The following is a 14,594-nucleotide window of genomic DNA, read 5'->3' on the forward strand; positions in this document are numbered from 1 at the left end:
CCGCCCTCTCAGGATTTCAACGGTCCGCCGAAGCCGCTCGTCGGCAGCTTCATGCCGCCTGCTGCCGACGCCGTCGCCGTCGTCGTTGCGGCCTTGCCCGCAACTCCGGCGACACTGGGCAACGCGCTCTGGAGCGCGCCCGACGCAGCATTTGCGGCAGGCGCGGCGAGCGCAGCCAGGCCGCCCTGGCGCGCGGTCTGCACCATTGCAGCCACCTGCTTTGCCGCGCCACTAAGGCTGGAGGCCGTCTGCACGGCCGACGCGACGCCCGCTCCGCCGACCGCAGCCGCCGCGGCCGGCAACGCGGCGCCCGCGAGCCCGCCAAGTGCGGCGCCGGCGCCGCTGCCGCTCGCGAACCCCATCGCCGCCGTGGATGCCGCCGGCGCCATGCCTTGCAACTGGCTCGCAAGCTGTCCGCTCGCCGCCGCCTGCGCGGCTTCCGGCGAAGGCGCCACCGGCTCGGCCGGCCACTTCGCCTGCTTGAAGTAATTCGCCGGCTGGTCCGACGCGCGCGGATCCTTGCCGAACTCGACGCGCACCGCGCCCGGCGGCAAGCCGCTGACGACGGTATAGCCGCTGTTGTCGAGCGCGCCCTTCTTCAGCACCGTGCCATTCACGTCCTTCACCGTGAAGAGCCCGCCCTTCACGGCCTCGCCGTTCATGTACTTGTGCAGCAGCTCCAGTTGCCCCGGCTGATCCGGCCGCGGGCTCGGCAGCGGATACCCCATGCTCGCCGGCCCGCTGAACGCATGCGACGCGCCTTTCACATCGATCTTGCCCGGTGCGTGGATTTCGACGTTGCCATCCTTGACTCGGATGTACGCCCCGCCGCTCGTCAGCAGGATGCCCTGGTCGGCCGCGATCTCGACCTTGTCTGTCGCCGACAGCACCTTCACCGTCTTCTGCGCAGTCACTTCGATGCTGTCCGACTGCGCCTGGATCTCGACCTTGCCCTTGCCCGCGAACAGCTTGATCCCCGCGTTCTGCACGAACAGGCTCAGCTTCTGCCCGATGCTCGCCAGCAGCGACTTGCCCGCCGCCACATGCACGCTCTGCCCGCTGGCAACGTTCACGTGATCGTTTGCGACCACGTGCACCGACTGCTGCGTCGATATCCCGATCCCGGACGGGCTGCCGAACAGCATCACCGGCTCCTTGAACGCATTCGCATTGCCCGTGCCGCCGCCCGCCGTGCGTCCGCCTGACGCCGCGCCCGGCATGCTGCCCTGCGTCGCGTCGGTGAACGCGCGCAGCGCTTCGTGCGCGTCCTTCAGGTTTTCGGCCTGATGCTGTTCGCTGACGCCCGACAGCGCCTCGACGAGGCTCTCCGCGTTCACGAGCTGCTGCTGCGTTTCCTTCACGTCGAGCGGCTGGCTGTTCGGCGCTTTCGGGTGTGTTGTCACGTACAGGCCCTGGCTCGCGCGCACTGCGCCATACGCATCCGAGCGCAAATCGAACCCGCTGCCGAGATACGACCCGCGCGTGTTGCCGTTCTGGTCGATGAGATAGCCGAGATGCAGCAGGCTGTTCGCGCTGCTGCTCATCAGCTGCACGCGGTTCTGCCCGGTCGCGTCGTCCATCACGAGCTGGTTGTAGCCGCTGCCCGAATACTCTTTCGACCGGTACCCGGACAGAATGCCGTCGCTATGCCATTGCGGCTTCGCTGCGCCGTTATAGACGCGGCCCACGGCCAACGGCCGATCGCAATCGCCGCCGACGTAGTCGATCAGCACTTCCTCGCCGATGCGCGGGATGTGCACGCCGCCATAGCCGCCGCCGGTATCCGACTGCACGACGCGCACCCAGCACGACGCGTTCTCGTTGCCCGGATTCACGCGATCCCAGACAAACTGCACGCGGATGCGATTCAGCTCGTCGGTATAGACTTCCTCACCCTGCGGCCCGACGACGATCGCCGTCTCCAGATGCATCTGCGGCTTGTGATGCTCGAACGGGCTGCGATACGGGATGCTCGCGCGCTGCGCTTCGACCTCGACGAGGTAGAAGCCGACCGAGCCGTCGCCGTGCGGCACGCGAAATGCCGGATCGGCGGCGCAGCCGGCCTGCGCCTGCATCAGCGCCTCGCTCAGGCTATGCGGAAAACTCGCGCTGCCGCTCGACACCGGCAGGTTGTTCTCGATCCACCACGCGACCTCGATCACCGCGAATTCGCGCTGGTCGGCCGGGTCGCGATCGTGCTCCGGGTGATCCGACAGCGTGAAGCGCCGTCCCGCATCGATGCCGCGCACACCGCCCGCGGCGCGAAAGCGCTTCGCCTCGGATTCCCACGCCTCCATCCGGACCTTCGTCAGGTGGTCGCCGCGCGACTGGTCCAGATAGGTGTACGCGCCGGTGTACTCGTACACCTCGAGCTGGTCGGGCAGCTCGCCCTGCGTACCCATCGTCGGCAGCGTCGTGCCTTTCGGGTTCGACGGCACGGACGGATTCTTGTAATCGAAGGTGCGCGTCGTGCGCGTGACGCTCTGCAGCGTGCGCGTGCCGCTCCATTGCGTGAACGCGTCCGTCTCACTCGCGGTGCCCGCGCGATAGAAGCGCACCATCTCCGGCGACAGCGGTGCGAACGCCTGCAGGTTGTCGGTGATCACGAGCGTGTGCGACTTGCCGTCGTCGGCCTGCTGCCATGTGCAATAGAGGCCCTCGTCCTCCATCAGCCGGTGCACGAAATGCCAGTCGGTCTCATGCTGGCGCGTGTACGAGCGGCTCGGCAGCGGCTGCGACAGCGCAAAGCGGAAACGTCCCCGCGCCTGCGGATGGCGGTTCAGCACGTCGCTGATGATCTGGTCGACGGGCGCGTCGCTCCAGATCCGCTGATCGCGGCGGAACTTCAGGAAATGGGTGAAATCGGCGAACACGAGCTGGTAGGTCGTGAGCTCGCCGTCGGCGCCCAGCCGGCGCGCGGTATGCACGTAGCCGTGCATCGGCCGGTAGTCGCGATCGGCCTGCTGGATCCACAACGTCACCGGCTGCGCGATCAGCTTCTTGAGTTCCACATCGCCGTCCGCCGCCAGCACGTCCAGCGTGAATTCGTATGCGCGGCCGATGCGCGCACGGCCGACCGCTCGTTGCACGGTCAGCACGTTGGCACCCAGTGGCGTGTCGAGCTTCAGCAGCCGGTCGTGCTGAAGCAAGCCCCCGCGCAATGCGGCAACAGTGTTCTGCATGTTCATGGCAACGGCCTTTTCTTCTTTTGACGCACCCTCGGATGGCGCGTTGAGCGATTTCGCTCGCGCGATTTTACAGACAAATTACGGCGCGATTCGGAAAAATTCCCTGACTCGAATGGGTACTTTTAAGCGTGTCCTGAATGGCGTCGACGACCGGTTCGCCCGCATTCCGTTCGCTGAAATCGATTGCAATCGGGGCCAATTCGACTTCCGGTCGGGGCCGGTTGCGCGTAATGTCTACGTGCCCGTAGTCCGGCCCGGTTCGGGCACGACGATGCCCGGCGCCCTCTGACCACATTGAACACTGGAGATACGCGATGAAACCTTCGAAGTTCCTGCTCTCGGGCCTGCTGCTCGCATCGGCCCTGGGCTTCACAGCCGTTGCCGCCCACGCGGAGGACCTGCTCGATTCGGTGAAGCAGGCCGGCGTGCTCAGGATCGGCCTGGAGGGCACGTATCCCCCGTTCAACTCGCGCGGCACGTCGGGGCAGCTCGAAGGATTCGACGTCGACGTCGCGAAGGCGGTCGCCGCCAAGCTCGGCGTGAAGACGCAGTTCGTCCCGACCGAATGGAGTGGCATCATCGCGGGCCTGCAGGCCGGCAAGTTCGACGTGATCGTCAACCAGGTCACCATCACGCCGCAGCGCAAGGAAGTCCTCGACTTCAGCCAGCCGTACACGTATTCCGCCGCGCAGCTGATCCAGCGCAAGGACGACAAGCGCGACTTCAAGTCGCTCGAGGATTTCAAGGGCAAGAAGCTCGGCGTGACGCTCGGCACCAACTATGACCAGATGGCGCGGGCCGTGCCCGGCATCGAGGTGCAGACCTATCCGGGCGCGCCGGAGAAGCTGCGCGACCTCGCGGCCGGCCGGATCGAGGCGACCCTCGACGATCGCCTGATGCTGCCTTACATGATCAAGACGTCGAACCTGCCGCTGCGCCCGGGCGCCGTGCTGAACGGCGGCAAGCAGGAAATGGCGATCCCGTTCCGCAAGGGCAATCCGAAGTTCGAGAAGGCGATCAACGACGCACTGACGTCGCTGAAGCAGGACGGAACGCTGAAGAAGATTTCGATGCACTGGTTCGGCAGCGATGTGACCGTGCCGGTCGCGCAGTAGGGCGTCTCTTGTGGCGGGCGATGCGTCACGTTCTTCGCGTTGGGGAGGGCGTGACGCGTTGGCACCTGCTGGGCGCGAGAACTCGGTCGGCCGTTCCTGACGATGACACGCTGCCGCCACGTCGCTGCGCATGGTGCGCACCACTCGCGACAACCCAGACGGTGCCTAGGACGTGTCCAACAACAGCTGCATGACGTACGGGATGGACGTGTTGAACGCCGGGGGAGCCGACGCTCCGGCGAAGGGCAGACATGCGTGGGCGTTCCGCAACCGACATGGCGTCGGTCCACGCGTGAAGTAGTCGATGACGAGGTAACGACAGAGGAGGTCTCAAACGTTGTGCGCCAGACACGGCGTGCGGCCATTCACGGTGGCTGCGAAACGCATCGGCGACCAAATTCGCGAGCGCGGACGATTCGAGCCCGATGAATTGGTGCGGGTATCGCTGGATCGACCCAAACGCAGCCACGTCGTATGGATGACGCGCGCGGATCTGGACGAGCATGCTGTCACCGCCAACCATGTCGACGGCGTCGCGCATGTCACCGAGTTGCGAAAGTTCGCGTTGCTCGACCGGGCGTGCGAGCATGTTTGCCCGGCTTGCCTGGATGAATTGCTCGTACGTTCAGGCGAACAACCGGACTCGCCAACGCACGTGTCACGCGCGTTCGACACGGCGGTCGTCGCCGACAATGCGACGGTGGAGGGTCCACTCGTCAAGTGCGATATCCACGGGATTACGTTCGGTTCGCGTACATCGCCCGCCCTGGCAGGCTTGATCGATCAGCGTGACGCGGGGCCGCATGGCCGACTAATCAATGTAGTCGTGATCTCAACGAAAGCAGAAAACAGATTCTGGTTCGACGAAGCCTTCCTTCTTCGTGCGCTGGGACCGGATATCGATCTCTCTACAGGCATCTATCGAATGGAATCGGGCGACCGCAGCCGCGCCCTGCTCGAAAGCGGGACATCGGTATGCAAGCACTGCCTTCGAGACTGGCTGCAGCGCAACGGCGTCGGTTAGCGATGTGCGGCGGCAATCGGGGGATGCGGGCGTCGGGTCGCGAAGCAAGCATGCGCCCGGAATCACGTGTGTCGCGCGGGGAAGCAGAAAAGACGAAGGGCCGGGAGAATCAATCTCCCGGCCCTTCGTTCAATATGGTGCGGCTGCAGGATCAACAATCCATATCCAACCCATTGATTCAAAAAGAAAATGAAATCGACGGTTGGAACATGAACCCCCAAACATACCCCCAAACGGGTGAGCCAATGCGGATGAGGCCATCGAGCGAAAAATTGTGGCGTAAGTCGCCGATCATCGGCCGCCCGAACAGAAAACTTCTGGAGATTTGGAGATATATGCTCAATTCACCCCGAAAGCCTTACTGGTCAAGGGTCCAACTATCTCCAAGTGTATCTCCAAAACACTCATTTACTTGGAGACAAAGTTGGAGATAGCCGGCAAATACGTCGCATGACGCCAGCCGTGTCGAGAAGCACCCTGCGATCTGGAACGCTGCGCGCAAAGAAACTCCCGTGCCGCAGCCCTCCCCGATGCGACGGCAAAAGCTGGCCTTGTGTTCAATGAAAAGTTACTTTGCAACCGTCGCATCACGTCAGTGATTGGCGCAAGCAAGCGCGGCATAATCGCGACAAAATTGGTGATTCGGGGACCGAGATGTGCAAGTCCAGACCTAACCTCTCAGTCGGAGGCAGATCAGGTCTGAGATTGCCTGGACGTCACCTCATCAAGGGCCGTGATCGACCCGGAAGGGACATTCGTCGTGGCTCTTGCAACGGCCCTTCGTCGCCGCCAAGCGGTCGTTCGTAGGACATGCGATGAACTGCACAGCCGTTGGTTAGTTGCGGCACATGCAAAGCTCGAACTCGTGTCCGTCGGGGCTGCTCAATACAATGCTTTTCATGGACTCGATCTTCAATCCGTCCATCACGATGGAGGCCCCGTTTTCTGTTGCCCGATTCACGAATTCGTGAAGTGCATTTTCTTCGAACTCAAAGGCAGGGACGGAGCTGCTACCTTTTATCTCATCTCCAAAATCGTTTAACAAAAGGCCCAGTCTGTTTGTGCCGATCATGAATTCAGTCCACTTGCCGGACCGCTTCAGCGGTTCATATCCGAGAAGTCGCTCCCAGAAGGAAGTGGACGTCTCCATATCACTCACCTTCAAATACACGGTCCGAAGTTTCATGACGTATCCCCGAAATGGATGCCAACCGAATGTATCAGACGCCAAAATAATTGGCTCACAGCAGCGTCGGCCGGACTCATGCAGTGATTGAAGCTTGAGCATCATGCAACAGGCGTGACTGTCCATAAGCGGACTTGCGATTGTTACGTCGGAACGTCGGTTTGTGGTCGCCCGTCGCCCGTCACCTGCGGAGGAGGCGGTGATCGGCCCCACGTACGGCTGCCTGGGCGTGCAATTCGCGCCTCGCCCGAAAACACTTGACCTTGTCACAGTGACAAGGCGTCCACTGTCGGGCGAGGAGGCGTTCATGACCCGTCACTTTCCCCCGACTTCCCGTCACGCACTGACCACGGCACTCGAGCATCCAGACGCTTCGCTCCGTCTTGCGGCTGCGCTTGGTGCCGGCACAGCTCCCGATCCAGGCCAGATTACGCTACTGGTGAAGCGTTGCGGTGTCGAACCGGATTTCTTCGTTCGCGACATGCTCACCTGGGCGCTCACCCGGCATGCGCAGGATCTGACATTGCCATTGCTGCTTGACGAGCTGCGCTCGCCGTTGGCGCAAGCGCGTAGCCAGGCGCTACATACGCTCTCAAAGATCGGAGACCCGGCAACCTGGTCAGCGATCACAAGCGGGCTGAGGTCGGACGGAATTCGTGGAGGCCAACGGGTTAAGCAGCGATCTGATTCAAATAGAAGCGCTGCGTGAACGCGACAGGCGATTGGTAGTTCAGACGCGCCTGCGTGCGCTGCCGGTTGTAGAAGATTTCGATGTATTCGCTGATCGCCAGGCGCGCCTGCTCGCGCGTGGCGAAGCGTTGATGATAGACCAGTTCATTCTTCAGCGTTCCCCAGAAGGATTCGATGGGCGCGTTGTCGTAGCAGTTGCCACGGCGGCTCATCGACGCGCGCATGTCAAACTGGCCGATGAGTGCTTGATAAGCCAGCGCACAATATTGCGACCCACGGTCGCTATGATGAATCAGGCCCGCCGGCGGTCGTCGGGTTGCGACAGCGCGAAACAGTGCCTGCATGACCAGATTTTTCGTCATACGTTCGCTCATCGCATAGCCGACGATTTCGCCGCTGTACAGGTCCTTCAGGCCGGCAAGATACAGCCAGCCCTCGTCGGTCGCGATATAGGTGATGTCACCGCACCAGGCCTGATTGGGCGCGGTCACTGAGAAATCCTGGTTCAACAGATTCGGCGCGACAGGCAGGTCGTGCTTCGAATTCGTCGTGGCCTTGAACCGGCGTTTCTGCTTGCAGCGCAGTCCCAGTTTTCTACGCAGTCGCCTGATCCGGTGCACGCCGATTCGCACGCCACGTTCATCGAGATGTTGCTTCAGGCGCTCGGGCCCGAAGCTTTCCCGAGTTCGCTGATGTGCCGCAAGTACCTCCGCTTCCAGGCGAGGCTCCTGCTGCGTTCTTTCGGACGGCCCGCGCTTGCGCCACGCATAGTAGCCGCTCACCGATACACCCAGCACGCGGCACATCGGCGGCACGGGATAGTCCTGTCGCATTTGTTCGATCACGCCGTACTTCACCGCGACTCCTTCGCGAAGTACGTCGCGAACTTTTTTAGCAGATCGCGCTCCATTTTGACCTCGGCCAGTTCGCGCTTGACCTGCGCCAGCTCGGCCTCCATTTCCGTCAGTGGCCTCTGGTGCCGGCCGACATCTTTCAGCTTACCGGCCTTCGCCGCGCGCACCCAGTTTGCCAGCGTCTTGATTGGGATCGACAAGCGCCGGGAAGCTTCCGATACCCCCACACCTTCGGCCAACGCCAACTTGACCGCTTCGTCGCGAAGCTCCTTCGTATAGACCGCTCTTGGAATTCGATTCATCCATGCCTCCGTTTCTCGATTTTACGAAACGTTGGCTTCCATTTTTTCCGACCGGCCTCAGGCATCTACATGACCCCGATCCGGAGGTGGCACGAACTGCGTGGCGCACCGCAGCGGGGCTGGTGCCCACCTGGCAACGAGCCGCCTTGGCTCGCGAACTGGTTCGCGAGCTAGGCCGCGGCGACAAGGACCTCAAGCGGAGTCTGAGCCGGGCATTACTCATGCTTGGAGACGACGCCATGGCCCCGCTCGATGCGGCGGCGGCCCGACACACGGACCCGGCGGTTCGCGTGCATGCCTGCGCGAGCCTCAGGCTCATCGCCGACCCGGAGAGTGCGTTTGTGCTCGATCCAGCCGATGCGTGGCGCGCAGGTGCACCGTTGCCCTACGCCGATGAATAGGCGGGTTTACGGCGATCGATGTGATGAGCCACGTGTTGGCCGAGGTGATGGAAGCCGTTGGCGGTTTGTTAGAATTTTCGAGGCTCGATTGGAGCCAAGGCCGAGACACGAGGCGGCGTGAACCAGATGACACCGGAGACAAGTGATGCGCATCAGCGAGTTGGCCAATCGTTCCGGCGTCAGCGCGCGCATGCTGCGGCACTACGACGCGGTCGGACTGGTCAGCCCATCGGGACGTACGGAAGCGGGATATCGCGAGTATTCGCAAGCCGATGCCTTGCGCCTGTTCCAAGTGGAAAGCCTGCGTTCGCTGGGCCTCGGGCTGGCCGAGGTGCGTCAGGCGCTCAGCCAACAAGCGCCTCACCCCGATGTGCTCATTGACGCGCTGATGGTTCGCAGCCGCGAGCGGCTGGCCGCAGAGCAAGCGTTGCTTTGCCGGCTGACTGCTGTGTCCGCCACCTCCCCCGAGGATTGGTCCGCAGTGCTTGAGGTCGTGCATCTGCTGAAAGGACTGGACTCGACGCATGCGCCTGAGAGACAGCGTGCTGCATTTGACGCCGCGTCCAGCGATGCCCCGCTTGCAGCACTCATCGCCCACGCACTGCTCCAGGAACAAGAGCCGAATGTCGCAGGTGCGCTGCACTGGGCGCTGGCAAGAACCATAGGCAGCGGTGCCAGCGTACTTGGCGCGGCGCTTCAACAGCCCGATCCGGTAGTACGCGAACGGGCCGTGCTCGCGCTGGCGAAACTCGGAGGTTCCGATGCGGTGGAGACCTTGCGTGGCTCGCTCCTCGACCCCGCGGAGCGCGTGCGGTATCGCGCTGCGCGGGTGCTTGGCGGATGGGGGATACGCGACGCCATTCCCCTGCTGATCGAGCAGGTTCTTGGCGGGACTCACGATGTCGAGGCGGCCGATGCGTTAGCCGATTTGGCGGAAGACCCTGCGATCGCAAAGCAAATTGTGGAGCGCTTTGAAGCAGCGATCTCAGACGGTCAAGCCGATGTCCAGACCCGTGTACGTATTTGTCAGGCGCTCGCCGAATTCAATGGCACGGCGTCGGCCCTGCTTGCCCGGCTGGCCGCCGATCCAGACCCGTCCGTGGCGCGCAATGCTCGTTACGTGATGGGTATTCGCAACGACGCGCTAACGTAGTCGAGTTTGAGTTTGATAGTCGGCCTCTTCCTTGGGGGTGAATGCCCTCGTTTCCTGTCTCTCCCGGATCTGTCGGTCGGGAAATAGTCTGCTCGCTTGCTCGGCAGCAGACGTGCGCTTGTCCGGGAGGGTCTCATATCAGGAGCGGCCGGAGATAGCCGAGAAGCCAGCATTTTCGACTTCAGACGCCAAATGTCAGCTAGTGGCCGACTGCCGCCCGACGCGGTCGGCCGTAGCCGACCCGCAGCGGCCAGTCGGGTTTCCCCAAGACGGCCGTTCACGGCCCTAGATCGGAATGGATACGTGCCGATAGATATGGGTAACTTTCGTGGCGGTAATCAATATCTCGTCGTGCTCGCGGAGGCGAGAGTATTTTTTCGTATAAATCCTCACCGCCGCTCCCAGGTTCGTATGCTTGATCTTGCTGATGACGACCTGATCCAGCTTGTTCCAATCAGCCTCCGCCGCAGCCGAGGGGCTGCCACCGCGCTCGAAAGAGATTGGATTCATCGTCATGGAACCTGATGACGAATCTTGATGAAACGTGATGCGGACCTGCGAAATGGTTGAGCCCTCAGGCGCCGATTTCAGTATGGCGATGACGCTCCGCAAAACATCGTCCAGTTCGATCATTGCGTTGACGTCGACTTCGGCTTGGGCTCGTTTAGCTTTGCAGTTAAACATGATCTGCCCTTCGGAGCTGTTGCGGGATTTATCGGATGATGCCTTTGCGTGGCCGCAGAAGGCAAGATTGAAACGATTCAGCGGGCGACGTCGAGTGGCTGTTCCTGGCCGCCAACCGACGGATGTGGCCGACGGTTGCCGACCCACAGCCGCCCTCCAACTCACTCCAGAACGGACACTCCGACGTGATAGGCTAGATCGAATTCACCACCGGCAGACATTATGGAAGCGGGTACGAGTGACAGTGCAATCGTCATCGAATATGCCTTGCGACAGAGGTGAAACTTGCCAGGTGGGTCATCGTAGGCTCCCGTCAACGGCCGGCATCTGTCCACCTCCCATCAGCGCTCACCCGAGCGCGACCGAGTACCGCCAATGTCTCCAGCAACGTCGGAAGGCGCTCGCGCCATCGACCGCGGCCGCTAAAGCGTGCAGCCACCGCGTCTCGATCGAGGCCCGCGCCCGATTGCGCCAGCACTTCGGCGACGGCCTTAATTTGCTCAGTCAGGCTAGAGGGCCACGGACGCGTAGTCACGGCCCCAGCGCTAACGGGCAATCCCTCCGCCTCTTCGTCAAGATCGCTTTCAGTTTCGACCTCAAGGGCCACCTGTTCGCCTAAGGCCTGCGCTTGCTGGAACTCAGGCCTCAGCCAGCGAACCGCACCAGCCGTTTCCTCTGCAGCGCGCTTGGCATTGAGTGCAACAAGTCGATCCAGAAGCGTATCGACATCGGCAGGGAGATGCAGGTCAGCCCAGCCATAGGCTTGGAGGACAGCGGCATCCAGCTGATCATGAAGACTCTTGAGGACGCCAGCCAACCCCGCTTCATTTGTTGACTTCTCTTTAGGGGTCAATGCTTCACCGCTACGTAACTTCTCCACAACGTTGTAGAGAGGAGTGAGCTTCAAATCAGCGTGGTCCGCCTGCTGACGCTTTCGGTGCGCGTCAATGCTCTCGCCAAGTTGACGAATTCGGTCCGCCAGTTCGACAGTTAAGCCAGTATCTGTGCTGGGAAAAGGGAACGGATCAAAGCAGCGGGACTTGCTGTAGACGGGGTCGTTCCCAACGCCCAACCGGCCCCCAGCTGCGAGCGCCCAATGGACGTGTGCAGCACTGGATAAGACACCGAGGTGAAATGCATCGTCGCTGGCAATGACAACCAGCTTATGGTCCGGGAGCACAGAAGCGTCGAGAAAAACGAACAGGCGGTGCTTGGCCGTTTCGACCGTAGCAATGTAGCGCGGCAATCCCGTAAGTGCGGCACGCAGTCCTTGCCGGGGCTCGCCGAAGGTCCACCATTGGTTACGCAACCGGGCCCGTCGATTAACATCGCGCTCCGGTTTCACGCGCTCAAGCACCCATTGGTAAACGCGTGGAAACTGCGCTCGCACTTCCTCCTCACTCAATCCGTAAAGGTCAATCAGCCAGAATCCACGTGGGCGGTTTGTCAGGTCTTTCCCGCTGCAAAACGGCCGGATCCGCTCATTGAGTAAAGGGGTCTCTCCGAGGCCCAAGTTGCGCACCTCAGATTCACTTTTCACGATGAACCCGTTGCCAGCCCTCATCATGCCCATGGAACTCAAGCCAGCATTCGAGCGCAGTTTTGCTGTGCTGGTAAGGTTGGCTCCGACCTTCAGGTCCGGGTGAATCATGCCCTGCCGGGATGACAGTTGCACTGCAACTTCGCCATTTTCGGCCTCGACCTCTTCGGTGACGGTAAGAAGCCGCCCTTCAACAGCTCCCGAAACCCCGACAGACATGGCAATTCGCACATCCGCACCGTCAGAACTGTCGACCCAAGGGTGGTCAGGTATGGCAAAAACTAAGCTAAGTGGCGGGGTAGCCGACTGGTGAAACTCGACGACCCGCCGATTGAAAATCATTGTGAGGCTGTTGGTCGTGATAAAGCCAAATCGTTCAGCTTCTCCGTTGCGTACAGCCTCTGCCGCACGCTGCCACCAGTACATCACGAAATCTGCACTTTCAGGTACTTCAGGCCACGCCGCACGAAGAGCATCGACATAGCCATCGCCCAACAGAAGGCGCATGCGCTTGTTGCCGATGTAAGGGGGATTACCGACGATGAAATTTGCAGTTGGCCATGGAGGTGATTGGCGTGGATTCACGTAACGCCACTGAGCGAGCTGAGCCGACTCGTCCGGAATTTGCTGACCCGTCGCGGGATGAGACTTCATGGTCTCGCCATCCCAGCGTGTCATCACGTGTCCCTTAGCATCGAGGATATGCTCGCGTCGTTCGTACGCCAGGACGGCATCGCGATGTTCGATGTTGCCGTAATCGTGCACCACAGGCTCAGCGACGGCGCTGTTGCCGTTGGTCCGGATATGCCATTGAAGGTAACCAATCCACAGCACGAGTTCGGCAAGGGTCGCCGCGCGTTCGTTCACTTCGATGCCCAGCAACTGCTGCAGTGTGACGGTCTCGCGCCCAAGGTCGAGAGCGGTCTGCGTGTCACCAAGTGCTGCAAGCTGGTTGAGGACCTCGCCCTCCAGGCGCTTCAGATGTTCCAGCGCCACGTAGAGAAAGTTGCCGCTACCGCACGCAGGGTCAAGCACACGTAACGTGCATAGCCGGTGCAGGAAATCTTTTACCTGCTGCTGAGCATCCCGCCACTTGGCTCGCACGGCAGCGCTGTGACGATCGAGCGCGGCGAAATCCTTTTTCGTTTTCACTTCAGGAGGGCGCGTTTCGAGCTCAGCAGCCTCATGCGCCAACAACAAAGCCGCGGCCTGCGCATCGGCCCATTCAGCTCGTAGGGGCTCAACCACCGTCGGCAACACGAGGCGCTCGACATATGAGCGCGGCGTGTAATGGGCGCCGAGCGCGTGCCGCTCGTCCGGGTCAAGCGCCCGTTCCAGCAACGTGCCGAAAATGGCGGGCTCCACCTCACGCCAGTTAGCTCGCGCCGCGAGAATGAGCAGGTCCACTTGCTCGCTTGACAAGCGCAGGCTGTAGACGTCGGAAGTGGCTCCCTTAAAGAGCTTGCCGTTGAACCGCAAGACCTGCCGAACTAGGGCCGCGGAGAAGCCACCCTTGTCCATGTCGGCCCAAAGGATGCGCAGCATTTGCTGGAGGGTGGCGGGGTCATCACGATGCCGCTTTAACAACTCATGAAATGAGCCTTCGGGCAACAACCCGACGTCCTCGGCAAACATGCTGAACAAACAGCGAGATAGGTAGGCTGCAACGTCGTGCGATGCGTGCCCGGCCTGTTCCAGCGACCGCGCCAGCGTTGCCAAGCGTTCCGAGACTTCACGCGTCACTTTGGCGCTGATACGGGCCGGGTCAAGCGCGTCCGGGTTCGTCCAAATCAGGCGCAAACGCTCCAGTTTGGCCGGGTCGGTCAAATCGGCGAGCATAATACGGTGGCTGCGAGGGTCGGGAAACGGGATGTACGTCCCGCCCGTGCGACTGAATTCCGCATACACCTCTATTACGGTGCCAACATCCACAACCAGCACGAATGGCGGTCGTCCGTCAGCGAGCGGCAAAGCCCTCGCATAGGCCTCACCCTGACTACGGGCGCGCAAGAGGCCATCGTCAAACCCCTTAGTATGTGTACCAGCCTTCAGCTTCTTCGCTTCCAGCACAAAATTCCCTCGCCGGTAGCAATCGATGCGACCGGCGCTCCTGGAGCCGTCTCCGTGCAAAAAAGTAACGGGACGCTCGAACATGTAGTCCTGCGCGGCATTAGGGTGCGGCTTGGGCACCTCGAGCAGCTCGCACAGGTCCAACACGAAAGACTGTGCGGTCGCCAATTCGCTCGCTGTTACCCCTTGCCAGCGTTCAATGAACGCCTTGATTTTTGTCATTTTTTCCATAACACGCGATGATACCTTTGTCGCGTGACGTAGTGCGGCGCTACGTCAATACACGATTGTTGACAATCCTAGCAGGGGTGTGGAATGTCTCAAACTGGCCGAACTGAGCCAGACAACCTGACACTGTCTGCTTGGTCCGCTGAGCCGGGCTCTAGC

Annotated in this window: 11 protein-coding genes; 6 read left to right on the forward strand and 5 right to left on the reverse strand. The window is 61.4% G+C overall.

Annotation, left to right across the window (positions count from 1 at the left end; all coding sequences use genetic code 11):
- Positions 1–8 precede the first annotated feature (8 nt).
- A complete protein-coding gene (locus tag WJ35_RS09480) occupies positions 9–3,188 on the reverse strand; it encodes a type VI secretion system Vgr family protein (RefSeq protein ID WP_069239076.1) in 3,180 nt (1,059 codons plus the stop codon).
- On the opposite strand from WJ35_RS09480, the gene WJ35_RS31125 reads away from it, so the two are divergent.
- The 3 genes from WJ35_RS31125 to WJ35_RS09490 all read left to right on the forward strand — a co-directional run bounded on the left by WJ35_RS31125 (position 3,187) and on the right by WJ35_RS09490 (position 5,327).
- Entirely contained in the window at positions 3,187–3,477 is a 291-nt protein-coding gene (locus WJ35_RS31125) for a hypothetical protein (protein WP_124259952.1), read from the forward strand. The genes WJ35_RS09480 and WJ35_RS31125 overlap by 2 nt on opposite strands.
- Before the next feature lie 25 nt (positions 3,478–3,502).
- Positions 3,503–4,303: a transporter substrate-binding domain-containing protein gene (locus WJ35_RS09485; RefSeq protein ID WP_045566772.1), complete on the forward strand. Its 801-nt coding sequence runs from the start codon at positions 3,503–3,505 to the stop codon at positions 4,301–4,303.
- 337 nt (positions 4,304–4,640) lie between these two features.
- On the forward strand, positions 4,641–5,327 hold the full coding sequence (locus WJ35_RS09490; RefSeq protein ID WP_155121888.1) for a hypothetical protein: 687 nt from the start codon (positions 4,641–4,643) through the stop codon (positions 5,325–5,327).
- A gap of 835 nt (positions 5,328–6,162) precedes the next feature.
- On the opposite strand, the gene WJ35_RS09495 is transcribed toward WJ35_RS09490, so the two are convergent.
- Positions 6,163–6,477: a VOC family protein gene (locus WJ35_RS09495; protein WP_230459658.1), complete on the reverse strand. Its 315-nt coding sequence runs from the start codon at positions 6,475–6,477 to the stop codon at positions 6,163–6,165.
- 343 nt (positions 6,478–6,820) lie between these two features.
- Between WJ35_RS09495 and WJ35_RS29835 the strand changes: the two genes are divergently transcribed.
- Complete coding sequence (locus WJ35_RS29835) at positions 6,821–7,222, forward strand: hypothetical protein (protein WP_196773731.1); 402 nt, start codon at positions 6,821–6,823, stop codon at positions 7,220–7,222.
- Here WJ35_RS29835 and WJ35_RS09500 read toward each other — a convergent pair.
- Positions 7,185–8,359 (reverse strand): IS3-like element ISBvi4 family transposase gene (locus tag WJ35_RS09500; RefSeq protein ID WP_155121863.1). Its coding sequence is split into 2 segments (ribosomal slippage): positions 7,185–8,098 and positions 8,098–8,359, totalling 1,176 coding nucleotides; the frame shifts between segments, so codons are not numbered across the junction. The genes WJ35_RS29835 and WJ35_RS09500 overlap by 38 nt on opposite strands.
- 146 nt (positions 8,360–8,505) lie before the next feature.
- On the opposite strand from WJ35_RS09500, the gene WJ35_RS31130 reads away from it, so the two are divergent.
- Both WJ35_RS31130 and WJ35_RS09515 read left to right on the forward strand, forming a co-directional pair.
- Entirely contained in the window at positions 8,506–8,760 is a 255-nt protein-coding gene (locus WJ35_RS31130; protein ID WP_155121889.1) for a hypothetical protein, read from the forward strand.
- Between the two features lie 145 nt (positions 8,761–8,905).
- Complete coding sequence (locus WJ35_RS09515; RefSeq protein ID WP_069239080.1) at positions 8,906–9,913, forward strand: HEAT repeat domain-containing protein; 1,008 nt, start codon at positions 8,906–8,908, stop codon at positions 9,911–9,913.
- Positions 9,914–10,198: 285 nt separating this feature from the next.
- Here the strand turns inward: WJ35_RS09515 and WJ35_RS31135 are convergent, their stop codons facing one another.
- Positions 10,199–10,744: a hypothetical protein gene (locus WJ35_RS31135; RefSeq protein WP_124259949.1), complete on the reverse strand. Its 546-nt coding sequence runs from the start codon at positions 10,742–10,744 to the stop codon at positions 10,199–10,201.
- 166 nt (positions 10,745–10,910) lie between these two features.
- Positions 10,911–14,429 (reverse strand): class I SAM-dependent DNA methyltransferase, encoded by a 3,519-nt coding sequence (locus tag WJ35_RS09525; RefSeq protein WP_155121890.1) that lies wholly within the window; start codon positions 14,427–14,429, stop codon positions 10,911–10,913.
- Positions 14,430–14,594: the final 165 nt, after the last annotated feature.

It is taken from the genome of Burkholderia ubonensis (assembly GCF_001718695.1).
GTDB lineage: Bacteria > Pseudomonadota > Gammaproteobacteria > Burkholderiales > Burkholderiaceae > Burkholderia > Burkholderia ubonensis_B.